The 23,701-nt window shown below is 52.6% G+C and carries 20 protein-coding genes and 1 tRNA gene; 5 read left to right on the forward strand and 16 right to left on the reverse strand.

All coding sequences use genetic code 11. The features are described 5' to 3' along the window. Nucleotides 1-64: 64 nt before the first annotated feature. Nucleotides 65-1,339: an efflux RND transporter periplasmic adaptor subunit gene (locus A6X21_RS21325; RefSeq protein ID WP_165603897.1), complete on the reverse strand. Its 1,275-nt coding sequence runs from the start codon at nucleotides 1,337-1,339 to the stop codon at nucleotides 65-67. 401 nt (nucleotides 1,340-1,740) lie between these two features. Then, the gene (locus A6X21_RS21335; RefSeq protein WP_068852529.1) at nucleotides 1,741-2,232 is read right to left on the reverse strand and encodes an ecotin; all 492 of its coding nucleotides are present in this window, start codon (nucleotides 2,230-2,232) and stop codon (nucleotides 1,741-1,743) included. 259 nt (nucleotides 2,233-2,491) lie between these two features. Here A6X21_RS21335 and A6X21_RS21340 point away from each other — a divergent pair, with 259 nt between their 5' ends. Then, the gene (locus A6X21_RS21340; RefSeq protein ID WP_068852739.1) at nucleotides 2,492-2,902 is read left to right on the forward strand and encodes a hypothetical protein; all 411 of its coding nucleotides are present in this window, start codon (nucleotides 2,492-2,494) and stop codon (nucleotides 2,900-2,902) included. A gap of 118 nt (nucleotides 2,903-3,020) precedes the next feature. Here A6X21_RS21340 and A6X21_RS21345 read toward each other — a convergent pair whose 3' ends face one another. Both A6X21_RS21345 and A6X21_RS21350 read right to left on the reverse strand, forming a co-directional pair. After that, nucleotides 3,021-3,962, reverse strand: coding sequence for a sugar phosphate isomerase/epimerase family protein (locus A6X21_RS21345; RefSeq protein WP_083233819.1), 942 nt, complete (start codon nucleotides 3,960-3,962; stop codon nucleotides 3,021-3,023). A gap of 282 nt (nucleotides 3,963-4,244) precedes the next feature. After that, nucleotides 4,245-5,627, reverse strand: coding sequence for an alkaline phosphatase family protein (locus A6X21_RS21350; protein ID WP_131818480.1), 1,383 nt, complete (start codon nucleotides 5,625-5,627; stop codon nucleotides 4,245-4,247). Between the two features lie 573 nt (nucleotides 5,628-6,200). On the opposite strand from A6X21_RS21350, the gene A6X21_RS21355 reads away from it, so the two are divergent. From A6X21_RS21355 to A6X21_RS21370, 3 genes are all read left to right on the forward strand, one after another. Beyond that, nucleotides 6,201-6,509 (forward strand): hypothetical protein, encoded by a 309-nt coding sequence (locus A6X21_RS21355; RefSeq protein ID WP_013110900.1) that lies wholly within the window; start codon nucleotides 6,201-6,203, stop codon nucleotides 6,507-6,509. Nucleotides 6,510-6,645: 136 nt separating this feature from the next. Then, the gene (locus A6X21_RS21360) at nucleotides 6,646-6,966 is read left to right on the forward strand and encodes a branched-chain amino acid aminotransferase (RefSeq protein ID WP_068852745.1); all 321 of its coding nucleotides are present in this window, start codon (nucleotides 6,646-6,648) and stop codon (nucleotides 6,964-6,966) included. 654 nt (nucleotides 6,967-7,620) lie between these two features. Further along, a tRNA-Ser gene (locus tag A6X21_RS21370) sits at nucleotides 7,621-7,707 on the forward strand. A 121-nt stretch (nucleotides 7,708-7,828) separates the two neighbouring features. Here A6X21_RS21370 and A6X21_RS21375 read toward each other — a convergent pair. The 11 genes from A6X21_RS21375 to A6X21_RS21425 all read right to left on the reverse strand — a co-directional run bounded on the left by A6X21_RS21375 (nucleotide 7,829) and on the right by A6X21_RS21425 (nucleotide 19,737). Continuing rightward, nucleotides 7,829-9,388, reverse strand: a complete 1,560-nt coding sequence (locus A6X21_RS21375) for an arylsulfatase (protein WP_068852539.1) — start codon at nucleotides 9,386-9,388, stop codon at nucleotides 7,829-7,831. 40 nt (nucleotides 9,389-9,428) lie between these two features. After that, the gene (locus A6X21_RS21380) at nucleotides 9,429-9,932 is read right to left on the reverse strand and encodes a DUF1854 domain-containing protein (RefSeq protein WP_068852748.1); all 504 of its coding nucleotides are present in this window, start codon (nucleotides 9,930-9,932) and stop codon (nucleotides 9,429-9,431) included. Nucleotides 9,933-10,067: 135 nt separating this feature from the next. After that, complete coding sequence (gene gltX / locus A6X21_RS21385; protein WP_068852542.1) at nucleotides 10,068-11,621, reverse strand: glutamate--tRNA ligase; 1,554 nt, start codon at nucleotides 11,619-11,621, stop codon at nucleotides 10,068-10,070. A gap of 577 nt (nucleotides 11,622-12,198) precedes the next feature. Further along, complete coding sequence (locus A6X21_RS21390; protein ID WP_131818481.1) at nucleotides 12,199-12,741, reverse strand: hypothetical protein; 543 nt, start codon at nucleotides 12,739-12,741, stop codon at nucleotides 12,199-12,201. Between the two features lie 16 nt (nucleotides 12,742-12,757). After that, nucleotides 12,758-13,783, reverse strand: a complete 1,026-nt coding sequence (locus A6X21_RS21395) for an RHS repeat domain-containing protein (protein ID WP_068852548.1) — start codon at nucleotides 13,781-13,783, stop codon at nucleotides 12,758-12,760. Between the two features lie 60 nt (nucleotides 13,784-13,843). Further along, nucleotides 13,844-14,350: a hypothetical protein gene (locus tag A6X21_RS21400; protein WP_131818482.1), complete on the reverse strand. Its 507-nt coding sequence runs from the start codon at nucleotides 14,348-14,350 to the stop codon at nucleotides 13,844-13,846. Nucleotides 14,351-14,566: 216 nt separating this feature from the next. Then, nucleotides 14,567-15,151, reverse strand: a complete 585-nt coding sequence (locus tag A6X21_RS21405) for a hypothetical protein (protein ID WP_131818483.1) — start codon at nucleotides 15,149-15,151, stop codon at nucleotides 14,567-14,569. A gap of 124 nt (nucleotides 15,152-15,275) precedes the next feature. After that, complete coding sequence (locus tag A6X21_RS21410) at nucleotides 15,276-17,315, reverse strand: RHS repeat domain-containing protein (protein ID WP_131818484.1); 2,040 nt, start codon at nucleotides 17,313-17,315, stop codon at nucleotides 15,276-15,278. 283 nt (nucleotides 17,316-17,598) lie between these two features. Then, entirely contained in the window at nucleotides 17,599-18,564 is a 966-nt protein-coding gene (locus A6X21_RS21415) for an alpha/beta fold hydrolase (RefSeq protein ID WP_068852560.1), read from the reverse strand. A gap of 54 nt (nucleotides 18,565-18,618) precedes the next feature. Then, nucleotides 18,619-19,107, reverse strand: a complete 489-nt coding sequence (locus A6X21_RS21420) for a nuclear transport factor 2 family protein (protein WP_068852562.1) — start codon at nucleotides 19,105-19,107, stop codon at nucleotides 18,619-18,621. Between the two features lie 93 nt (nucleotides 19,108-19,200). Continuing rightward, nucleotides 19,201-19,737, reverse strand: coding sequence for a carboxymuconolactone decarboxylase family protein (locus A6X21_RS21425; RefSeq protein WP_068852564.1), 537 nt, complete (start codon nucleotides 19,735-19,737; stop codon nucleotides 19,201-19,203). Nucleotides 19,738-19,948: 211 nt separating this feature from the next. On the opposite strand from A6X21_RS21425, the gene A6X21_RS21430 reads away from it, so the two are divergent. Continuing rightward, on the forward strand, nucleotides 19,949-21,604 hold the full coding sequence (locus tag A6X21_RS21430) for a sigma-54-dependent Fis family transcriptional regulator (protein WP_068852567.1): 1,656 nt from the start codon (nucleotides 19,949-19,951) through the stop codon (nucleotides 21,602-21,604). 65 nt (nucleotides 21,605-21,669) lie between these two features. On the opposite strand, the gene A6X21_RS21435 is transcribed toward A6X21_RS21430, so the two are convergent. Beyond that, nucleotides 21,670-23,601, reverse strand: coding sequence for a right-handed parallel beta-helix repeat-containing protein (locus A6X21_RS21435; RefSeq protein ID WP_165603898.1), 1,932 nt, complete (start codon nucleotides 23,599-23,601; stop codon nucleotides 21,670-21,672). Between the last annotated feature and the right edge of the window lie 100 nt (nucleotides 23,602-23,701).

A 23,701-nucleotide genomic window follows, 5' to 3' on the forward strand; every position in this document is an offset into this window, starting at 1 on the left:
CAGAGACTGTCGAAGGTGCTGGTTTGTCCCAGAGCTATCAATTCGCCTGACCGGGAGATGAGGGCTATTTCCTGGCTTCTGCCTGTGGAGAAGCTTCGGCCGGCTGGACTGGAGCCTCCGAAGTCTTCTGTGCTGGTTGACCTTCCTGAGAAGTACCAGCCTTCGCCGGGGTACTCTCGGCTGATGGATCAATATCACTGGATGAAGGGGGCGAAAGCTTCTCGACCACAGGCACGACCAGGCTGTCTGGTTGAGCACGCTGCAAGCCCGAAATCACCACTCGATCGGCAGCAGTGATCCCTGTGAGGATCACGCGAAATTCTCCAATTTTCGAACCCGTCGTCACCGTTTTCTGCTGAACTTTATTCTCGGCATCTACCACCAGCAGGTACTTCCCTTCCTGGTTAGTTCCCAAGGCAAGGTCAGGAACAAGGAGTGCCTTGGGAAGCACTTTTTGTGGGGCTCGAATGCGGACAAACAATCCGGGAAGTATCCCTCCATCCGGGTTCGGGAAGGTCCCTCTGACAAGTAAAGTCCCGGTGCTCGCATCCACTCCTGGATCGGTGTAATCCGAAAATCCTGAGTACGGATAACCGACATCCGTCAGCAGCCCCATTTGCAGTGGCACAGGAGTACGATGCTCTGGATCCTGCGCATTCTTGACCAGATTCGCACGGAACTCCAGAAGTTCCCGCTCACTGACATTGAAATAGACATACACAGGATCGTACGCCTCAACAGTTGTCAAAAGCGTTTCCTGTGCGAGAACAATATTGCCCTCATCGATCATTCTCCGGCCTACTCTGCCATCAATCGGAGAGCGGATCTCGGTGTACTTCATATCCAGCTCGGCCCGCTGGACAGCGGCCTTCTCCGCCTCGATCTGAGCCAGGTTGCTATCGCGTTCAGCCACAGTGGTATCCAGGTCTGCACTGGTGGCGACATTCTTTTTAACCAGCGTTTCCACTCGAGCCAGATTGGCTACAGAAAGTGCATAAGCCGCTTCCGCCTTTCTCAAATTGGCTTTGGCCTGTTCAAGGGTAATGCGGAAGGGATCCTGTTCGATGGTGAACAGCAACTCACCCGCTTTGACCCGGGCACCATCTTTGAAGTGGACTTTATGAAGGTAGCCTGTGACACGGGCTTTCAACTCGACCGTATCAACAGAAGCCGTCGTCCCGGTGAACTCATAGTACTGCGTGACTGGCTGCACGACAGGCAGCGCCACTTTGACATTGGGAGGAGGTGGCTCCTTATAGGCATTCTCCTTCTGGCAGCCAGTCATCAGCAACAGAGCACAAGTGCTGACCGCCAGAAAATGCTTTGCAGTACCTGACAATACCAACATCCCGTGCCTCGATTTCCATGGATGACCAGATCGACAAACGATCAATGACCAGCAACTCTCGAATCATCTCAAGCTGATTCATGAGCCTCGAATTCAACACATTCTCTCATGAGAATTCGAAACCAGCGAGTCAGATCACTGAAAAAGTTGCGTCTGGTCGATCAAAATTCGATCCAGCAACGCCTTTTCGCACGTCCGCATCAACACCTTCTGATGAATCGGTTCCGGATGTGGACTCTATCGATGGTTCTCGACACATCGTTTCTGCACTTCGAGTGAATCGCTATGGGCGAAACACTGCGGGCGAATCACTGCGGGCGAATCACTGCGGGCGAATCACTGCGGGCGAACACTTCCTGTCGTCGAATCTTGAAAACTGTGCCTAGCGTTGTCTATTTCGCTGGGACGATGGTGGTTTTATCATCCGTGCGCCAGATCCTGTACCGCACTTTGGCTCCCTCAGGAACATAAACCACGACTGGCAACCGACTGTTATAGCGGATCAACTGGGGTTCGCCTCCCAGTGTGATAAAACGATCCACCAGTGGTTCATTGGGATCGACGCCAATCAATGTGCCACCCATGGGCCCCAGTTTGGCAACCACATACTTCGTAAAACCCCAGCCATCAACATTCTTGGCCTCCAGACTTCCACCGAAGAAGAAGTGATTGCGACTATCGGTCTTGACCACTTTCCCCACCTGTAACTCAACTTTAAACAGGCTTTCATCAGGTTGCGGTTCCAGAAAGATCACATGTCGAGTCATTCCCGGCTCAGCCGGAGGAAAAGCCTTGAGGTTCTGTTCGGCCTCTCCACCCTGAACTACCGGCAACAGACAGACCAACACCATCCCGACAAAGTATTTCCCAAAACCTGTTAACATCGTCCTACCTCCATTGGCTGATTGGTCTACTCGGCGGTATGGCATCGCATTGCCAGAACCTGAATCAAAATTCCGGATGATCCAAAATCCACCCGTGTATGAGATCTGAAGGGATCCTCGCACCACGAGTTCCCAAAACTTCGTGATCAACAGGCAATTGAACCAGAATCACTGACGACAATCCGATCATCTTGATTTGACGATTCGATGGCACTCGATGCTTCGCTCCATTTCCCTCGAATAAAACGGGCAGCGAATGATGAACAGACTTAAGAGATCAGCCGCCTATGCCTGGGCATCACCCAACACCCTTCTTGGCATTCTACTGGCGTTGATTGTGGGTCGAGGCACCAATCAATGGGTCTGGGTCGACGGTGTCCTGGAAATCAGCGGCCCCAAACTTGCTTCCTGGTTGAATCGCCCCTGGGGGGCTCTCTCCAGCATCACAGCCATCACCTTCGGCCATGCCGTTCTGGCACAATCACGCGAAGCACACGATTCCACACGGACACACGAGCGGATCCATGTCCATCAATACGAACGCTGGGGCCCGGCCTTCATTCCCGCATACCTCGGAGCCAGTGGTTACCTCTGGCTCCGAGGCCGCGATTGCTATCGGGAAAATCCGTTCGAGAAGGAGGCGTATGAGAATGAAAAAGGTGGTGTTTGATGTTGGGCATTTGATATCTGGCGTTGGGTGTTTGGAAATGGCAACCGAGGAAAGCCCACCATCAACCAACAACCATCAACACCCCACAAACGCCAAACCTCAAACACCCAACACCAAATTACGCCATCTCACTGCGCACAGTCTCAAGCAGTTTCTTAGTCGCCTTGATTCCGTCGGCTTCTGAAATCTTACTACCTTCATATTCAATACCAACGTAACCTTTGTAACCAAAGCTGGCCACGATCTTCATCATCTTGCGATAGTCGGTGTGGATCTCATTGCCAGCCGCATCGAAGTCGTGAGACTTCGCACTCACAGCCTTGGCAAAAGGCATCAATTCCTCAACGCCTTTGTAGCGATCATACATCTCGTCTTTGCTGACGCGGAAATTTCCGAAGTCAGGCAAAGTCCCGCAGCGGGGGTGATCGACTTTCTTCATCACAGCAGCCAGCCAGGCACCATTTGAAGAGAGCCCGCCATGGTTTTCCACAATCACATTGATATCGTGAGTTGCCGCAAATTCGGTGAGCCGACGCAGGCCATCGGCAGCACGTGCCAACTGCTCATCATACGATCCACCGCTTTGTGCATTCACTCGAATCGAATGACAACCCAGATACTTGGCAGCAGCCACCCACTTGTAATGATTCTCGACAGCCTTTTTGCGTTTCGCTTCGTCAGCGTCACCCAGGGCCCCTTCCCCATCGCACATGATCAGCAGGCTCTTCACCCCATGATCGTCAGCTCGCTTCTTCAAGTCAGCCAGAAAGGCCTGATCTTCGGCTTTGCCCTTGTAAAACTGATTCACATATTCAATGGCGTTAATCCCGAACTCTTCTTTCGCGATTTTCGCAAAGTCCATGGGGTCAGCCTTCTTGTCAAAGAAAGCTTTATGGAGTGACCACTGAGCCAGTGAAATCTCAAAAGGACTGGCCGTTGTCTGTAAAGCTGCTGCCACTGACCGTGTCGCTGCCATCGATCCAAAAGCCAGGCCGGCCATAGCCAGACCGGAAACTCGAAGCATATCACGACGCGTACAACCCATGGGACGATCACTCATCGCAGACCTCTCTGGCGGTAGTTAAAAATGAAACTCAATGACTCAGGGTATTTTTCGGGAACAGATGCGGATGAACGATAACCTTCAAGCATGGCCAAGAACTCGACCAGACATCCAGTGATGCTCCCAAAAACAAATCAACACCAATTGATGGTATCAACCTCATGACCTGTCGTCGAATGTGATGTTCGACAGATTCTTCCCGCTTTCGGAATTGGCAAACTCTGAACGGCTGTCATTCGTCAGACACTGCTGTGAACATTTGGAAATGACTTCGATTCATCACTCACTCAGGTTTCCCGCACCTGCCGGCGTTTGTCCCTCCAGAATTTGACGCATTTCGAAGACAAGATCCTGCGATTGAGCCGCTTCATTGAGTAAGAGCCACGGATCATCCGGCAAAAGATGGAGTCGTTCCAGTTCTGTGTCGAGTGGCCGCCTGATGGGATCGCTCCAGGGCTGCTCCCGAATTTGATCGTTCGGGGAATTTGTGAGGCCTTCTCCGATCCCCTGAGAATCTTCCTGAGCTTGGGAACTCAGATACACATAGCCTGGCGTCACCACGCCTCGCCATTGCCGGGCTGTCGCCTGCCAGATCACATGCTCTCTGCAGGGAAACTTTTCCTCAGCATAATCCTGTAAAGTTGGTAACGAATGATGATTTTTTCGCAGAAATCTCTCGATGGTTACCGCCACATCATCTTCATTCAGGAGCATGCTCCAGCGAGAACCAGCCGGGAATACTGCCCCGCTGCAGGCTTCAACATTTTGCGCGGAAGCCAGAGGCCCCTGTTCTTTGGGAATGTTGAATTCGCATCCCGATTCCCAATAAATCAAGGGTGGCCGAAAACTCATCACCTCCAGCCCCTGGATCCGTTCACTCCCCGGATGAATCGATTCGATCAGTTCACCAGCGGCTGCGAAAAGCAGCAGTTGGACCGGTCGAGTCGCTGCGAGCACTCGAAGTTCTTCTACAAGAACCCCCAGGGCATGATCAATGAGCGATGCATAACTCCCATAGACTGGCCACAACTCACCCCATTCCGACGAATCAATCTCTTCCAGTGCCCAACCCTGATCTTCAAAATCACCAAAGTAAAGATCAGCCAGTTCTTCCGGAGGGAGCCATGGCTTGGGAATTCCACGCGAATGAAGCCATAACCAGTGCGGTTTCGCGCCTTGATCATCATCTTTCGGCCCCCCCGAGGGATCAATCCTTGAATCCAATTGCTTGAGCCACTCCACTCCGCAAGATATCAGTTTCGGAAATGGAAACTGGCTGGGTGCCACGTCCAGCCCATCTACACCACTGACAAACTCCACCTGCGAATTCAGGAGTGCCGGCTGCTTTTCCAGCAAGTTCTTTTGTGCAAATTGACTTTCCTTTTCCACAAACAGGCGGCACCGATTCGCCTGCCCTGCCAGAGCCGATGCTTCCAGCAGTTGAAGCCCCTTCGACCACCAGGCAGGCGTCGTTCCAAGGTCCGGGTCGTGAGAAATCAATCGCTCAAACAGGACTCCTTCCATCACCAGCCGGTCTAAATGGGGAGTTTCCACCCACTGGTTTCCATAAGGACCAAGCGCTGCCGCTGCCAATCGTTCAAAGCTGACAACGACCACAAGCGGCGCTGCCGAAAATGGGTTGAACGATGCACGCGTTGTCATTAAGGAAAACTCCACTCGACTTTGGACCAGCATTCATTCAGCCAGCATTCATTGAGCCTGTGCTCATGCAGCCAAGACTCTTTGAACCCGGGTTCTCATCCACTCGTCCTCGCCCGCAGATCCTGATGACTCACCCATATCAGGCGGACGACTTCAAATGGGCTCACTCCAGAACTTACTTCGTACAACTCTTGAGAGCGATTGAACAGCCACCCACGGCATGTTGCCAACTCGCCTCATGTTGCCGGAAGCCAGGCAACAGAATGTAACCTGTTCCCCTTAAACCAGTTAGATCGAGAATCGAGAACCATTCTCCAGACACTGTTGCCGAAACACCACGGCGGTGAGGGCTGGCAACACTTTGGCAAAAGAAAAAGCGGGCTTCTGTCAACAATCATAACTCATTGCCCATAAATATCTTACGACAAAAGGTTGACTTTCGGAAACATCCTCCCTCGCCCTTCCAGGTCAATTGGCGCAGCACCTGCTTTACATCTTATCCATCTGGCGAAACACCACACGACGCTGGATCACACAGTTCTCAACACTTTGAACAACAGAAAGATCTCGATCATGACCAACCTCTTTAACGCCCTCCTGAATGACGAAGCCGGTTTCATTGTTTCCGCTGAACTCGTCCTCGTCTCAACCATCGCTGTCCTGGCCATGATCGTCGGCTTGTCAGAAGTCGCCCTCAACATCAACAACGAACTCGAAGACGTCGGTGCTGCTTTTGGCAACATCAACCAGTCTTACAAAGTCGGTGGACTGGATGGCCACATGGGTGGCACTTACGGCTCTAAGTACAGTGATCGTCAAGACTTCTGCGACAACTACTGCAACATCGTCCCGAACGGTGACTTCTCCGGCGAACGCCCATAAGCCATAGCGATGAATAGCTGACTGGCTCTCCGCCACATCGGATTTCAACGCACCTTGAGCAGCAGCTCATGGAAATCACGAGATGGCAAACTCTGAATTACCACATACACTCATCTTGTTTTCGAGGAATTGGCCCATGAATGCTCTTCTGTTTTCTCTGTATCACAATGAAGCCGGCTTTATTGTCTCCGCTGAACTCGTACTTGTTGCTACCATCGCAGTTCTAGCCCTCGTCGTTGGACTTTCCGAAGTGGCCCACGCGGTCAATCAGGAACTGGAAGATGTCGCCACAGCCTTCGGCACTGTCAACCAGAGCTATCGCTATGATGGCCTGACCGGCCACCAGGGTGCTGTTGGCGGCGGTAAATATCGAGACTCTCTGGATTTCTGCGATGGCGATCGCGACATCGTCTGCGATGCTCCTTCCGGAGAATACGGTGGTTACCATAACTACTAACCAGAGTGGCACATTTTCAAAACAAACGCCGATTCGCTATGTTGATCTAGTAATCATCGATCACCCTGTCAGCGAATCATGTATCGTAAGTACCTGACCAACGTCTCGACATGATCTAGCGTCGTCAAAATATCGCATGAGTCTTTCTGCCAGCCGTCCTTTGCCAGCTTCGGTACTTACAAAAGTGCCCGCCCAAAGGACGGCTGGGTGTGTTTTTACCCGGTCGCTCCTCAACTCTTGATTCATGGCATCAAGAACCCATACTCACAGAATCTCAGGACAAGTCGGTCGTTCTGCCCAGCCCCCAGCTCAGACCATTCTTCCAGTTTGAAGCATCATTTCCGCGAAGAAGTTGGTCATTAACCACAGCCGAAAGAACGTTCAAAGAACATTCAAAGTGAATCCCGGCAAACACTAAGATAAGGTACGTCGTCACAGGAAATCGATGGACAATCTCAATCGGTAGACAGTCTCTGGTGTTTCCTGCTGCACAAATCGGCCCGCACCAAACCCAGCCGGAATTGTCCATGATGGATTCGCAACAGGGACACCTGAGCCACTCACACGCCGGAAACAGGACTCGAAACCACCTGTGAAAACTTGACAGCCGAAAGCCAACCCCTTAACGTCAGGTAAGCATCAAAAGTACCGCCCGGAGAGATGGCAGAGCGGTTTAATGCACCGGTCTTGAAAACCGGCATACCCGCAAGGGTATCCAGGGTTCGAATCCCTGTCTCTCCGCTGAATTTTCTTGCTAACCGGTGATGTCCATTGGTCTTTGGTTCTGCCTGGCCTGAATGAAGGTTGGGTTCAATCGGAGAGCACAGTCCGATGGCTCGAATTTTCCTGTTCGAGTACTGCTTCAAGAAGAACTTTTTCTCTTCTGGGCTGGACGGGGGGAACCATCTGGCGGATTGGCGTGGTTGGGGCCGGGGCTTTGGTATTGCTCCCAATAGGCCTTGTGAAAGGGATTGACCGCTGGCCCTTCAATGCCCTCATTCTCCATCTTTGGCACAACTGACAGCCACCACGTGTCGTAGATCTTCTTGAGTTCTTCCACACGATCGGGATGCCTTTTTGCCAGATTGTTCTTCTCCGCAGGGTCTTCCGCAAGCTGATAGAGTTCCCACTGGGGCTCGCCCTGTTTCACATTGGAAATCAGCTTCCAATCTCCCAGCCGGATCGCACATTTGGCGTATTGATAAGTCGATGATTCACGCTTCGGGTCATGTTCCTTAGGCCACCGACCGACATGAGTGATCAATGGCCTTTGAGGCCAATCGAGTGACTGACCTGCCAATAGCGGCACCAGTGATCGTCCCTGCCACGACTGTTTTTCGTCGTCGGCTACAGGAACATTCGCCAACTCAGTGAGGGTGGGAAGAATATCATAATGGCAAGTCACCTCCTGACGAACCTGCGGCTGCCAATGTCCCGCCCATGACCAGAAGGCGGGCACGCGGATTCCCCCTTCATAAGGTGTCCCTTTATTCGCCCGCATCCCTGCCGAAAAATGTTTGGCCCCGGTGGCAGATCCGTTGTCGGTCATGAAAATCACAACCGTATCTTTCGATATATCACGATCCTCCAAAGCCTTTAGAAGTCGGCCTAACTGATCATCCCAGTGAGTAATCATGCCATAAAACCTGGCGACATCTTCGGGAACATGCTCAAGATATGGCTCATAGTATTCTTTAGGGCAATCGAGTGGCGCATGCGGCGCATTCGGGGTGATATAGCAGAAGAAAGGCTGATTGACGGGTTGGGATGAAATCCAGGTAATCGCCTGATCGACAAAGACCTTTGTACAATAGCCATCGGTCGCCACAAACTTTCCATTGTGACGAATCACAGGATTAAAGTACTTATTGAGAGGAGCATCACCACAACTCCCGGGATATGACTGACCAATCCCGCCTCCGCCATGGATAAACACTTCATCGAAACCACGTTTTCCAGGCTGATAAGCATCTTCATCACCCAGATGCCACTTACCAAATATTCCTGTCGTATAACCGGCCCGCTTGAGAAACTGCGGAAGAATTGTCGCTTTGAGTGAAAGTCGCTCTCGCTCCAGAATCGTATGTGTGACGCCGCTGCTGAACTCATGACGGCTGGTCATGATGGAGGCACGCGTTGGTGCGCAAGTCGGGCTGACATGGAATTGCTCGAATCGCACACTCTGCCGGCCCAATTGATCGAGATGAGGTGTCTTGACAACAGGATTTCCATGTAGCGAAAGATCGCCATAGCCCTGATCGTCGGTCATCATCAGGATGATATTCGGACGAGTTTTCGATTCATCCGCCTCGACGATTCTGGCAATTGTCACCCCTGCGCCTATGACCGTAGCGATCAAGGAGAAGATCGCCAGTCGCCTGAAACACACTCGACATTTAATCACATTTTGATTAATCGGCATAAAAGATCTCTCCGGGTTGAGAGGTTCTAGCTACTGGAAGTTAAAGATATCGATCCAGCACCGCGCGGGACGTTGTATCCAGCCGCTGATGACAGGAGACGCGGTATCTGAGACCTTGTGAGTCTGAGATCAGCACGCTGTCAGAATCAAGACGCCGGACATCATCGAGTGAAATCACTTCAAAATCGGTCACGCCGACATTGGTTTCCACCGTCCAATGGCAGGGTGGCGAGTTCGGTTCCGTCTTTACGATTCGCAGAATCTCTGGCACAAAATCGCGTTGTTCCAGAGCATTGAGGATCATTTGCCGAGGGCCTGTCTGCAAGAGATCAAGACAGGGAATCAAGCCCCATTCGAGCCCCTTTTCATCAACGAGCGCGATGTGATTTGCAGGCGAACTCCAGGGAAAACTGCGGACAGGCTCGACGATAACGGTTGATTTGCCAGGCCATGCTGCCAGCAATCGGCCAAAAGGATCGACTGAAAGCTCTAATTCATGCCAAGGCAGATCGATTGTTTTGAACCCCGGGATTGTCGCTTCCATCCCACGCTCCCCTACTGCTGATGAATTCACAATCCAGCCTGTCACCAATCCCGTCGCAAAAATCACAGATGACGCTGGGCCTTTCATACTTCAATGAAAATCGAGTTTCGCTGGCAATCCATTACAATAGCCATGTTACACCAGTTTTTCAGCCAGCCGGGATAACCGAAGCAGGCAACTCGTCTGACCAATCAATTCCATGGCGTCGAACAGACCAATTCCTGAACCTCGGCCGGTGACTCCCAGACGCAAGGGGGCAACCACTTGACCAATTTTATGTCCCTGCTGTTCTGCCCATTGATGCACCCGTTGATCCAAAGCTGTCGCCTGCCATGATTCAGCATCTTGCAGCAGAGACCGTAGTGCCAGAACCATCTCGCGGCTTCCTGCCTGTGAACGCAGTTTTTCGAGCGGTTTGGTTTCAAACTCCAGCGTCTCGTCGTCCGAAAAGAATTCTCGATAGTCGAGTATATCGCTGAAGATCTTCAATCGATCGCCGATACCGGCCAGCATGGCTGCCAACCGCTCGTCGCTGGCCGCCCAGCCCACCTTGTCGAGATATGGCTTCACCCCGGCGACTTTGTCACTGATTGGCAGGACATTCATCCAGTAACCCTGGAGCGCCTGCAGCTTATCACCATCAAAACCTGCGGAACTTTTGACGATTCGATCCAGCGTAAAGTTCTCCACGATCGTGTTGAGATCCATGATCTCCGTCTTATCGTCGAGCGACCAGCCTAATCGAGCGAGGGCATTGAGAATCCCCGCCGGGAGATAGCCCATCTTTTCGTAGTATTCAACCATCACGGGACTCAAGGTTTTCGAATCGCCCAGCCCGAGTTTCGGCCCGATCTCATCCGCGCGGTCAAAGAGCTTCTTGAGAGCCGGGACATTTCGAAGTTTATCGAGGTCGCGTTTGCTGAGCTTCTTGGTGGAGCCTGGCGAGGTAATGAATGGAATGTGTGCAAAGACCGGCGGCTCGCAGCCCAGGGCTCGGAAAAGGAGGGTTTGCACGCAGGTGTTGGTCAAATGCTCTTCGGCCCGAATCACATGTGTGATTTCCATGGCGGCATCATCCACCACGGAAGCAAAGTTGTAGAGAAACGTGCCATTGGATCGCATGAGAACCGGATCGGGCATGGTGCCGCAATCCCAGGTGACTTCTCCGCGCACAGCATCATGTATCGTGACTGACTGATCTCGCGGAACAAGTAGTCGCACCACATAGGGCGTTCCCGCCGCTTCGAGTTCCGTGATTTTTTCAGGCGTCAGTTCGAGCGAGCGGCGGATGTTGACATAGTTCCGCTTTGCGGCTTCTGCCTCGGCACGATCCTGCTGCACGACTTCGGGAGCATCAAAGTCTTTAAAGGCCTTCCCTTCGGCGAGAAGTCGATCGATGGCCTCACGATAGATCCCGGTTCGCTGCGACTGATAGTAAGGTGCGTAGGGGCCCCCCTTCTCGGCTCCCTCGTCCCAATCGAGTCCCAGCCATTGAAAGGCCCGGAAGATCGGCTGCAGGGCTTCACTGACGTTTCGTTGCTGATCGGTATCGTCAATCCGCAGAATGAAAGTACCACCCGTGTGGCGGGCCCACAGCCAGCAGAAAAAAGCCGTTCGCATTCCGCCAATATGCATGTAACCGGTGGGACTGGGGGCAAAACGTGTGCGGACAGGTCGAGGGGAGGTCATGCGAGCCGTTTCTGTTCGAGCAGTCGAAATCGAGGTTGTGGGTCAAAGCGAGAGATTCACCTCTCTGTGAAGTTCCCTCACTTTAGCCGATCAAACGCTCTGACCCCAGCCAGAAAGAGATCTGTGTCCAAATGCTGCTCCGGAAGACTCTGGCGAAACGTTTTTTGAAGCAAATATCGCGGAGGGTGTGGCGGGGTTGGGGGTTTCGACAATTCGTGTGGTCATGGGAGGGGCTTTCGGGAATGGGGTGCAGGAAGGGATGAAAGAGACGGGGTTGCGGTTGGGGATGGGTTTGGTTGGAGGTGGATGGGGGAGGGAATTGTGAAGAGCGGAAGGGAGCGGGGAGAGGAAAAGAAACCGGCCGCCAGGGATGACGGCCGGGGTTGAAGGGGTGGGGATGGGTCAGGTAGGAATTCGGCGTTGGTTTGAACTGGGTTCAGGCGGAGTCAAAGGGTATTAGCAGGTCGCAGAAGAGACACTCACTGGCCACCCAATACCTCATGTGCCGATGGCAGGGGGGCGGCTCGGGAAATGACAAACAACCTGTACCACGCTGCAGTTCGTTTTCCTTCATCAATTACAAATCCAGCTGTACATTCCATTTTGCACTAGAATCAATGCTAACTTGCAACTCCTGCAAACTAATGACAGCGGAAAAACTCTCGATATAATTCGATCTCCTCCCTTCTGTGGAAGCGTTGTCAACCGTGTCAACAACGATTCCAGGGGTATTGCATGTCATACTCTTGTTATTCTTAAACAAGAACCTCAGATGCGAATCAGGTCGATAAATCTTGCCCACTAAGCACGCAAACATGAAATCGGACTTCTGTGGGTTAGCACCCGCCCAAAGTGTTTCTATGTGCCGATAGTCACTGTCGAGCAATTCGATAAGCAGCAAATCATCCCCAGTGTCATTTTTAACGATCACATTCACAATTAAATCAGCGAAGCCCTTTGAACCGCTATGTGGCGAACCGAAAAATGCATACATGACAAGAAGGCATGGAAGCAACACCGCAATGGCGATAACAAAACGACTGCGACTGCTGAGAAAATTACACATAGATCCGGCGCTACCGATCAACTGGAATTTATGGCTATCGAGCATATGACTCATTTAACAATCGGTTGTGCTACTGGCAACATTTTAACGTGTTTTGAATAACGTCCTCTTCGACACTCAAACTGAAATTCTGAGGCTTATCTGTGTCTACCCATATTCTCTCCGTAATCTGTCCTGTCTGCAACCACCAGAACGGCATATCATAAGGAGTTATGTCAACGTATTTTAATTCTTGCTTCATATCCCAACAGACGGTTGCCTTGCATCGAGAGACCCTCACACCTGTGCCAGAGCCCGGGGTGTTACAAGAAACCGAACAAGAAACTCCTGTTTGTATTTGCAGGGAAACGCTTGCTTCAGCAAACTCCTTAATAAAGTTAAACAAAACACCCAATTCAACAGAAAGATTAATTGAAAGCTCCATGCTAGTAGAGTCGCCACACTTGCACGTTAGTCGAATTGGAGAATATTTTGAAACACATTTACTTGCTGTGCGTGTTCTCGGAATGCCAGGAACAAGTCCGTAGGGATCTGTAAAGTCTTGAGGCCGAGACATTACAAAATTGTAAAGACTACTCTCTACCGCCAATCCAACCGGATCACGTTTAGTCCACTGACCCAGTAATGGCTGGTAATTTCGATGACGGATAAAATATCCGCCCGTTGTTGATTGAGAGTAGTATCCACCAAAAAATGCAGTCCACGAGTTGTTTGAGAAAGAGTTGTCTGAAAAATATGACGACTGAACCTGCGGGGTCCCATATGCAGTGTAGAGATATCGTTCCTGAACCGCTCCCACGCCATCAATAATCCCATTGACATTCCAGTTGGCATCCTGGAGTGCGTAGAGGCGTTCGTTGAGAGTGGAATCTGTGGTGCGGTCGCGGAGGAGGCAGTTGTCGATGTATCGGAGGCCCCAGATGTGGTGTTGGTGGGGGGCGGCACTGTCGGGGGTGGTTCCCAGGCGGTCTTCGAGGTTTTGCCAGCCGCTGTTGTAGTAGAGGTGGCGGGTTTCACTCAGGGCGCCGTCGGTGTATTCCTCCTGGACGATCTGGAACTTCCTGCCGTCGTAGGTGTAGGTGCTGACGGTTTCCAACGTGCTGGAGACTTCTTCCTCCAGTTTGACGAGGCGGTTCCAAGCGTCGTAGGTGGCGTGCTATGCTTTGCTGGGGTCTTTGGGTTGCGGGATGGTGGTCATGTTACCGGCGGGGGAGTAGGCGGGTTGGGCCCAGGTTGATCCCACGCTGTTGGTGATGGTGCCGATTTCGTTGACTTCGTTGGCGGTTCTGGCCTGGACGAGGTCGTTGGTCAGGTTGCCGTCATCGTCACGGGTGTAGGCTGACCAGTTGCCGGTTTCGTCGAGAGTCCAGGTCTCGCCGAAGGTTTTGCTGGTGAGGGCCGTGTGGCCGACGTTCAGGGTACCGCGAGCCATTTCCTTGAGGCGGTGGCTGCCGTCGTAGGTGTAGATTTCGTCGAACTCGGCACTGTAGGACTGAGCGACTGGGTTTTCCCGCCAGATGCGGTTTGAGGCGCGGTCGTAGCCGTACTTGATGCGGTCAAGATCGGTGCCGGCTTTGTGCCAGCGATTGTCTTTGACTCGGCCAAAGTGATCGAGGCCGGTGTAATTATTAACATAGCTGCCTCTAATGTCGGAGCACGGCACAAGCCATGAAAGCCACTGCCGGAGGGTTAGCCCCAGCAGTGGTAAAAACTTCATATCAATTGCCAAAGAGCGGAACAATCAAGACTGAGGAGGTAAAACCTTTTGTGCCGCTGGCACACAGGTGGCTCGAAGACGAGCAGTCTGTGCCACCGAGCGGATGGAGATTAAGGTGGTAGGCAACTGAGAAACGAAGACAGGATGTAGCCTGCACTACGGTTAATCTCTCTCGCCAATTTTGCCGTGTTTGTTAACTTCCAAAACGAATCTGCTTTCTCTTTCGGTTGTAACTTCGGCTATCGCACGCTGAGCGTATGAAACAAGAGTTTCATGCGATACTCCTGATCGACTGGCAGAATTCCATCTGTTTTCTATTTCTGCGGAAGCATCATTGAAGCCTCTTTCATAAAACTCAAACATCACGCCGTTGGATTGACCCGAATGAAACAAAAGTCGTTCAGTATTTCCTGCAATCTTGTTTTCAAGCGACGCTTGCCATCCATAGAAGTGGCCTTCATACCAGTCAGATTTTCCAAGACGAAGAATTGGTTGCTTCTGTCCATCTTTGTCGCTATTTGATACGATACTAGTTGGAGGGATGTCTGAGGGAGCTGTTAAATCCTGCGGATAGGAGAAAATGATTTCTTGGTCTTCTCCTCGCGTATGTCTGCCGCTTGACGTGTCGCATCCTGTCTGTATGAACGCTGTCAGCGCAAACGCCATTGAAAGACATCGGCCGTATTTACAAAAACTATTTACTCTTGTTTGCATTCGCATCTCCCCATTCGGCTTGGCAAACTGCACAGTAGGCAATCTCATTGAATCGCTTGTTATCTTCGTAAGATTTGATCTTCTCCTTAAACTCTTTGTCATTCTTCCTGAGAACTACCATTGGGTCAACGTTTCCAAATCCATTGTTTGCGTGATATCAAAGTGCATCATCGGGGTTGAAGTAGAAAAAGTCAAAATTGAAGTAGTCTCCAGCTGATGCAGGGGGCCTTGAGAGAATAGCGTTCCAGGTTTTCTTGCCATTTAGCGAGAATTTTCCATCTTTTTCATTAATTGCAATTTCACGAGCCCCTCCTGGAGTGCCGTTGTTCCAGACAATGGCTATCAATCTCGCTTCAGTTCTTGTTCCGTAAATGTTTGTTCCAAATCCTTTGCTACATTCTTTGGTTTCGTTCATGTCCTTCATTCGCAGTCGTGCCTGCTCTGGATCACGGTAGCAATGTTGTAAATCTGGCAAGAACCCGTCTCGGAGCTCGAATCCGCTTGGGTTGAGTGTGTATCCGGGGAAGCCGAGCATGCAGAAAGTTACGCCAATGCAGCCGGCTTTTGCAGTATTTATAAAGTGGCCCTTTGGGATTGATGTTTTGACAAGTTGAAAGTTTTTATTCTGCCATTGAGATAGGGTATCCCATGGGAGCAGGTTTTCTGACCATTCGTCCCACCATTGATCAACTGTTACAACATCAAGACCATAAGGGTCAATAGTGTTCAATTGATTGACACGCTCATAGAGGGAAAGTCCGTCGACGTATCTCAATGGATCTCGTCGTGTCCATTTCCCTAACTTGAAATGCAAACATCGGTAGCGAGAATCATAAATCTTTGTGTGCAGATCGTAATGTGAGCCTCCGTATGCGACGATCCATTTGTTTGTGTTAGCTGAAGATGAGAAAAATATATCTAGTTGTTGAACTTCCCCATATGGATCGTACTCAAACCGTTCCTGCACATCGCCGCTGTTATCCACAATGGTCGTTACGTTCCAGTTGGCGTCCTGGAGGGCGTAGAGGCGTTCGTCGAGCACGGAACTTGTGGTGCGGTCTCGCAGGAGGCAGTCGTCGATGTACCGTAGGCCCCAGATGTGGTGCTGGCTGGGGGTGGAATTGGAGTCTGTGCGTTCTTCGATGTTCTGCCAACCGTCCGTGAAGTAGGCGTGAGTTGTTTCATCCAGCACTCCGGAGTCGTAGGCTTTCACCACGATGCGGAAATTTCTTGCGTCGTATTGGTATTCCGCGACGGTTTCTAAGGTGCTGGAGACTTCTTCTTCCAGTTTGACGAGGCGGTTCCAGGCGTCGTAGGTGGCCGTGTAGGCTTCGTCCATCTGTTTGGGTTTGGGAATCGTGGTCATGTTGCCGACGGCGTTGTAGGCCGGGTCGGCCCAGGCGCTGCCCACCGTGTTGGTGATGTCGGTGATCTCATTCACCGGGTTGGCGGTGCGTTCCTGTTCCATGCTCCAGGTGGAGCCGTTGTCGCTTTGCTTGAAGCCTTCCCAGTTGCCGGTGGGGTCGAGGTTCCAATCCTGCTTGAAAGCTGTGGATGTGAGAGCGGTTTGTGTGCCATTGAGAGTGCCACGGTGGGCAGTCTTTAACCGCTGGAGGCCGTCGTAGGTGTAGAGCCAGTCGTATTGGGCACTGTGGGCGGTGGCGATGGGGTTCTTGCGCCAGATGCGGTTGGACGCTCTGTCGTAGCCGTACTGGATGCGGGAGAGGTCGTCGTTGGTGGAGGTGTTGAACCAGCGGGAGTCCTTTACCCGGCCAAAACGGTCCAGGCCAGTGTAGATGTCGCCGGTGTCGGGATCGTTCGAAACTCCTGCCAGCGTGTAGCGCAGGCTGGGTTGGGGGCTGGTCTGCTGGATGACGCCTGCTAGGCCGAGGAACTCGTAATCGACCAGGTGCGTTGTGTCATCATCCACGATCGAGCCAATGCGGCTGAGGGCATCGTTGATTTCACCCGTGGTGCCGTAGTCGTAGGCCAGCTCCCGGCCGTTGGGGTAGGTGAGACTCAGTGGGCGCACTGTATTTGTGCTGCCATTGGCATAACCTCGCTGCACGCTGGGTGTGGTGCCGGTATTCACGGTGCCGCCATGCTCCTGGAACGTCTGGATCGACTGCCAAAAATCATTGTACGTGAACTGCACCTGATTCACAGCATTTCCTGAGGTGGCGGCATCGAGAGCCACCGCCGGAGAGCGATCCCCGGCAGTCGGTGGTAAGATACACTTTGCTGAAACATCAAAGAACAGAGAGATTACGGTCGAGAGAGGCGAGGCCTCTAGTGCCGCTGGCACACAGATGGCTCGAAGACGAGCAATTGCGTACCACGCTGCGATTGACGCGGATGGCGCGGCGTCTTGTCGCGGTGGCTGCGCACCGCGACCCGGCCACGAGTTGGCCGGGCCACCCCTTCATTGAAAACCGGTCACTTGTGCCACCCTGCTGACCGGAAAGTTGGTGAGCCGAGAATCACTTGCGAGCAACATGCTTGCCGAGGAAGTCACGCATCAGTCGGGCGATTTCGTCGCCGTTGGATTCCAGGGCAAAGTGGCCTGCGTCGAGCAGATGGAACTCTAATGTCTTGAGGTCTCGTTTGTAGGGCTCGGCACCGGCAGCGGGGAAGATCTGATCATTCTGGCCCCAGACGATCAGCATCGGCGGCTGGTGCTTGCGGAAATATGCTTGCCATTGAGGGTAAAGCGGCGGATTGCTGCCGTAGCTGAGAAACATGTCGAGCTGAATCTCTGAATTGCCGGGGCGATCGAGGAGGAACTGATCGTGGGCGGCTCCATCCGGACTGACACGCTCCGGCTGCTTCACCCCATGCAGATACTGCCATTTGGTGGCGTCGTAGTTGAGGATCCCCCGGAGTGACTCTCGTTTCGTCTGGCTGGTGGGATCGTTCCAATAGGCCTTGATCGGCTTCCAGAAGTCGTTGTCGAGTCCTTCATCATAAGCATTGCCATTCTGCACGACGATCGCCGTGATACGTTCGGGATGGGCACTGGCCAGACGATAGCCGACCGGTGCACCGTAGTCCTGCACATACAGGGCGTACTTCGTGAGGCCGATTTTCTGAGTGAATTCGTCGATTACCTTTGCCAGGTTGTCGAAGGTGTAAGTGAATTGATCGTGTGTGGGCATCGAGCTGTGACCAAAACCCGGATAATCCGGCGCGACGACGTGATACTTGTCAGCCAGCGCGGGAATGAGGTTGCGGAACATTTGCGAACTGGTAGGAAAGCCGTGCAGCAGCAGGATCGTCGGAGCATCCTTCGCACCGGCTTCGCGATAGAAGATATCGAGATCACCCACTTTGACCGTCTTGTGCAGGACGGCTTGAGTTTGAGCCTGGGTTTCATTGGCCGAGAGCCAACCCCATGCCGTGAATGCTGAGAAAGCCAATAGAATAGCGAGGGAGTTACTGCGAGACATGGTCAATACTCTCTTAATGAGAAGTGGGCTTTAAAGAACAAGTTTGATCGTTATTTAGCGGATTTCGAAAATGCCCGGGTGATCTGTTGGTCGTGGGCCGGGGGCGGGCCAGAAGAATTTGCGGTCGGTTTCGACGATATCGACATCGTTGATGCTGGCCTCCCGGCGGCGCATCAAGCCGCGTTCGTCAAACTCCCAGAGTTCGTTGCCATAGCTCCGGTGCCAACCGCCAGTGAGATCTCGCCATTCATACTGGAAGCGAACAGCGATGTGGTGATCCGTAAAAGCCCAGAGATCCTTCACGAGCCGATAGTCGAGTTCCCGTTGCCATTTACCAGCCAGAAACTGCTGGATCTCTGCGCGACCTGTGACGAATTCGCCCCGATTACGCCAGGTGGAATCCTCCGTATAGGCAAGAGAGACACGTACTGGATCACGGGAATTCCAGCTATCTTCGGCCAGACGAACTTTGCGGAGTGCCGTCTCTTGTGTGAATGGCGGTACAAGGATCAGTGTCGCATGCTGCGGGATCGTCGTGGACATGATAATCTGCCTCTTTCGTCAACCGGGAACTCATTGCGGACAATGCTTGTGAAGCCTAGCGACAAACGGTGATCTCAAGGCGTGCATTGCCATTTAGAGGGCGGGAGCGCGGGGGAAATCGACTTCCGTCGCTGCGACAATGTTGAAGTAGTTGGTCAAGATGTCGTGGGCGACACCGGCGACGACTTCCGCAATCACGCCATCACCAAAACCTGCATCTCGGACGGCCTGCACGTCGGCATCATTCACGTGCCCGCGCGTTTCAACGACTCTACGTGCAAAACGGAGCAAAGCGTCGGTTCCTGGATCAACCGCCTCTCCATGGCGACTGTCGCGAAGTTGGTCGACAGTCAGGCCGACCATCTTGCCGATCGCCGAATGAGCTGCCAGGCAATAGTCACAACCATTGGCTTGAGCGACTGCTAAAGAAATCTGTTCTCGAACTTTGGCACTCAGTTGCCCACGAGCCAGGGCACCACTGAATTGCAGGTAGCCTTCCAGGACAGCCGGAGCTTGAGCCATCGTTCGCATCATGTTGGGAACCATCCCTAACTTACGGCCGACACCTTCCAAAAGTTCTTTGACGTGGCCAGTGGCATTCTGTGGATCGAGAGGAGTGATTCGTGGCATGGTCAATTCCTTCAAATTCTGGATTCAAATTTTGTCACCGAACAATTCGATAACTGACACCCCTCTAGACAAATCCCGTGCCAGTCACAAAAAGCACATAAAGCCTTTAAAGGTATATTCTTATGAAACACACCTTGAATCACAAAAATAACGAGATATCGTATTTTTACGGAAATGCGTAAATCAGTGACGAAATTTCGTGAGTTGATCCATGAGTGAGATTCGCAGTGAGCCTTTGGTCTCAGACCCCAAACGTCTGCTACTTGACCTGGCGCGAGAACACTCCGTCGAGGGCTTGCTCAACCTGATTGTCAGCCGACTGACAGAGCAAAAACGGATCGCACTGGCCCGCATCTGGTTATCGCAACCGACAACCGAATGCCTGGGCTGCTCGACACAGGAGGTCTGTCAGCACCAGACAGAGTGTCTGAAACTGGTTGCCAGTCGTGGATCCTCGCTGACAACGCCCTCGATCACCTGGACAGCGGTGGACGGGGCTTTCCAATACATGCCCTACAGTGTGCGCAAAGTGGGACGGATCGCTGCCACCGGACTGGCCATTGAAGAGCCAGAGATCAAGGAACCTTTACCAGATTGGATTGCACGCCCGGATTGGGTTCGAGCCGAAGGGATTCGAGGCTTCGCCGGTCAACCACTGATCCACCGGGGAAAAGTTCTCGGCGTCCTCGGAGTCTTCGCAAGGCAGATTATTGGCGAAGAATGCATGGGCTGGCTGCGCATGATTGCCGACCACGCGGCGGCAGCCATCGTGACTGCTCGAGCATTTGCCGAAATTGACAGTCTTCGCAAGCGGCTGGAGCTGGAAAACGAATATCTGCGGGAAGAAGTGACGGGGACCGGTGCGTTCGGCGAACTGATTGGTCAAAGCCCGGCTTTATGGACAGTCTCTCAGCAGATCGACCTGGTGGCACCGACCGATTCGTCAGTATTGATTCTTGGGGAAAGTGGCACTGGCAAAGAACTGGTCGCCCGTGAGATCCATCGCCGCAGCCGGCGATCGAATCGACCGCTCATCAAGGTAAACTGCGCCGCCATCCCGCGCGAACTCTACGAGAGCGAGTTTTTCGGGCATGCCAAAGGAGCATTCACCGGAGCACTTCGCGATCGAGTCGGGCGATTTGAACTGGCGGATGGGGGGACACTCTTCCTGGATGAAGTGGGTGAGATTCCGCTGGAACTCCAGTCAAAATTACTGCGTGTCCTGCAAGAGGGGGAACTCGAACGAGTTGGCGAGGAACGGACACGGAAGGTCAACGTCAGGATCATTGCGGCTACGAATCGCGAGTTGCGCATTGAGGCCGAGGCGGGGCGGTTTCGGCAAGATCTCTATTACCGTTTAAGTGTGTTCCCTGTGGAAGTCCCGCCTTTACGTCGACGCAAAGAGGATATTCCCCTCCTCGCCAGCCACTTCCTGAAGATTGCAGCACGCAAGGTGGGACGCACTCAACCTTTATTGACTCTCGCCATCGTCCAGAAACTTCAGCAATACGACTGGCCGGGAAATGTGCGCGAGTTGCAGCATGTCATCGAACGGGCAGTCATTACTTCAACCAACGAGAGACTCTTGATCGACCTCCCTCAAACAACCGGCAGCCAACCACCCCTATCTGCGAAGTTGCCCAGCAATTCCCCAGCGAAATCTCAGGAGATTCCCATTCGCACCGACCTGGAGATCCGGCAGATGGAGGCAGAAAATATTCTGGCAGCACTGCAGGCCACTCATGGCAAAATCTCAGGGCCAGGGGGCGCAGCAGCACTCTTAGGCCTCAAGCCAACCACTCTGGCTTCACGGATCAAGGCTTTGGGAATCAAGCCTGCCCCCCGCTACTCGAGAGGAGAAGATTAACTCTTGATGACGCAGCGAGATGACCCGTCGTCCGAGTCCCCCATTGTGAGCCAAGGGTCTTCAGGTCACTGTGAAGCGGAAGACACAACTGCTGGTCGAGGACCAGTGTCAGCAAGTGGTCGAGGCTGAGATCTGTCAGGCCACCAGCCGAGTTCTCGATAAACGGGTGAGTTGATCTGGAAACCGTTTTGGGGTTGTGAGCGATCAACCAGTAAGGGATCAGCCAGCAAAGAGTCTTGATCAAACCCCAGTTCTTGCCAAGCCTCCCATTTCCACATTCCCCACCTCCATGGCTGCGGGGCATTCGAGAAGTAGAGATTCTTATTGAGCTTCACGTTGCGGTTTTTCCAGTTGGAATGCAGAAAGTGGCCAGTCGCATTGACAACGACGTTCTGCTCGAACGTGAATGAGTTGTGCTCTTCTTCCTTGGACCGGCGCACTCCCCCTTCACCGCAATCGACAATCAGATTGCGGCGAATGATGTTGTCTTTACCATAGTGCTGATGAAAACCCGCCTTCATGCAGCGGGCGACGACGTTTTCCTCAAGGAGAATGCCAGTCGAACCTTCGTCGGTATAGAGCCCCCACGCTCCATATTCGTGGCACTTCAAGTCATGAATCAGATTTTTGCGAACAATCGTTCCCGGCTGTGGGCCCAGCAGATAAACACCACCCATATCGCTGAGAAGATCACTTCCCAGATGGTGGATATGATTGTGTTCGACGATGTTGTGATGGCAGGGAGACTCTTTATAGCCCCAGGTCCAGCCAACCGAGATCCCGGAGTAAGGAGCATCGAAGATCGTGTTGTCCGCAATCCGGTTCTCACTCGACTGAAAGACGATGACACCTACAGCACCAAAATCAATGTTTCCATAGCGGCTGATCTGACAACCAGAGACAGAGTTGTGACTGACCTGCTTTTCGGGCTCGGGTGCGATCACCGTTTCACCAATCCGGATCCCGCCCGCCCCCAGGTCATGCAATCGGCAGTTTTCAATCCGAATGGAATTGCTACCTGTCTGCACATCCACGCCATATCCTGCGACAAGAGAGACGCTCGAGTTTTTGAGCGTACATTGACGAGCCCAGCGGAATTGTATGGCACCCCGGCGTTTGGCAGCGGCTTGAATATCGATTTCGCCTTGAGCAGAAAATGAACTCCCACATTCCCGGAAGTCCAGCCCTTCCAGCGTCACGTTTTCGGCATGATCAATGATCACCAAAGCTTCCAGCAACGAGACATCGACTCGTGGGATTGCCGATGAAGAACCTGCCTGTGCGAGTGGTTTCCAGAGGATGGCGTTTTCAGCCGGTCGATAAATCCATTCTCCCTCACGATTGATGTCAGTTAACGAGTTTTCGAACCAGAAGCGGTTTTTCTTTTCCTGCCGATGGCCGATGGCCGCCAGTGGAAGTGTCAGCGTGCGTTGCCTGGTGTCAATACCCGTCACGACCTGCTCAAAGCCAGCCCATTTCTGAACTGCTCGAACGACCATACCCGCACCTTCCTGCCACGCAGAATTCCAGTGCTCCTGGGGAATCTCCAGTTGGATGGGCCCATTCGTCTGGAGAGTCTGTTCGGTTTCCAGCCAGCCAGCATCAGGAGTGCGAGCCCGGGCCAGCAATTGACCATCGTGAAAGATCAGTCGAGGGATGAGATGTACTGGAACCGGTGTGGGTAACGTCGCCTGCCAAAGGCCATCATGACCCGCCACAGGCTTCCAGTCGTGAAGTGAAATTGACCCGCGAATGATGGTTCCCGGCGAACCCCGCAGAGTCATTCCGTTATGCTTTGCATTCAACTTCAGTGTTTTGTCGAGTCGATACTCGCCTGGCGAAAGGACAATTGTGACCCCAGGTTCCTTCGCCACGATCCGATCGATCGTTTTCTGAAGTGACCCTTCCACAAGACCTTCGGGGGATATTCGACTGGCATCAGCAGCCAGCACTTCCAGGGGCGAGAGGCATGCTATTGCCAGGAAAACTCTCAGCATCAGGCCAAAATCTGGCCGAGAAGTTCGATCAATGATCTCTTGCCAAACGTTTGCTGAGCCAAAAAACAGAACCTGAGTGCATGACAGTTGCTGCCACATG

Origin of the sequence: Planctopirus hydrillae (genome assembly GCF_001707835.1) — a bacterium.
GTDB classification, from domain to species: domain Bacteria; phylum Planctomycetota; class Planctomycetia; order Planctomycetales; family Planctomycetaceae; genus Planctopirus; species Planctopirus hydrillae.

Coding starts and splice junctions, on each gene's coding strand:
- A6X21_RS21345 (WP_083233819.1), bottom strand. CDS start 3,962: ATGAGTGATCGTCCCATGGGTTGTACGCGTCGTGATATGCTTCGAGTT.
- A6X21_RS21340 (WP_068852739.1), top strand. CDS start 2,492: ATGAACAGACTTAAGAGATCAGCCGCCTATGCCTGGGCATCACCCAAC.
- A6X21_RS21425 (WP_068852564.1), bottom strand. CDS start 19,737: ATGCCACGAATCACTCCTCTCGATCCACAGAATGCCACTGGCCACGTC.
- A6X21_RS21335 (WP_068852529.1), bottom strand. CDS start 2,232: ATGTTAACAGGTTTTGGGAAATACTTTGTCGGGATGGTGTTGGTCTGT.
- A6X21_RS21350 (WP_131818480.1), bottom strand. CDS start 5,627: ATGACAACGCGTGCATCGTTCAACCCATTTTCGGCAGCGCCGCTTGTG.
- A6X21_RS21430 (WP_068852567.1), top strand. CDS start 19,949: ATGAGTGAGATTCGCAGTGAGCCTTTGGTCTCAGACCCCAAACGTCTG.
- A6X21_RS21375 (WP_068852539.1), bottom strand. CDS start 9,388: ATGCCGATTAATCAAAATGTGATTAAATGTCGAGTGTGTTTCAGGCGA.
- A6X21_RS21435 (WP_165603898.1), bottom strand. CDS start 23,601: ATGCTGAGAGTTTTCCTGGCAATAGCATGCCTCTCGCCCCTGGAAGTG.
- A6X21_RS21360 (WP_068852745.1), top strand. CDS start 6,646: ATGAATGCTCTTCTGTTTTCTCTGTATCACAATGAAGCCGGCTTTATT.
- A6X21_RS21420 (WP_068852562.1), bottom strand. CDS start 19,107: ATGTCCACGACGATCCCGCAGCATGCGACACTGATCCTTGTACCGCCA.
- A6X21_RS21355 (WP_013110900.1), top strand. CDS start 6,201: ATGACCAACCTCTTTAACGCCCTCCTGAATGACGAAGCCGGTTTCATT.
- A6X21_RS21390 (WP_131818481.1), bottom strand. CDS start 12,741: ATGAGTCATATGCTCGATAGCCATAAATTCCAGTTGATCGGTAGCGCC.
- A6X21_RS21415 (WP_068852560.1), bottom strand. CDS start 18,564: ATGTCTCGCAGTAACTCCCTCGCTATTCTATTGGCTTTCTCAGCATTC.
- A6X21_RS21380 (WP_068852748.1), bottom strand. CDS start 9,932: ATGGAAGCGACAATCCCGGGGTTCAAAACAATCGATCTGCCTTGGCAT.
- gltX (WP_068852542.1), bottom strand. CDS start 11,621: ATGACCTCCCCTCGACCTGTCCGCACACGTTTTGCCCCCAGTCCCACC.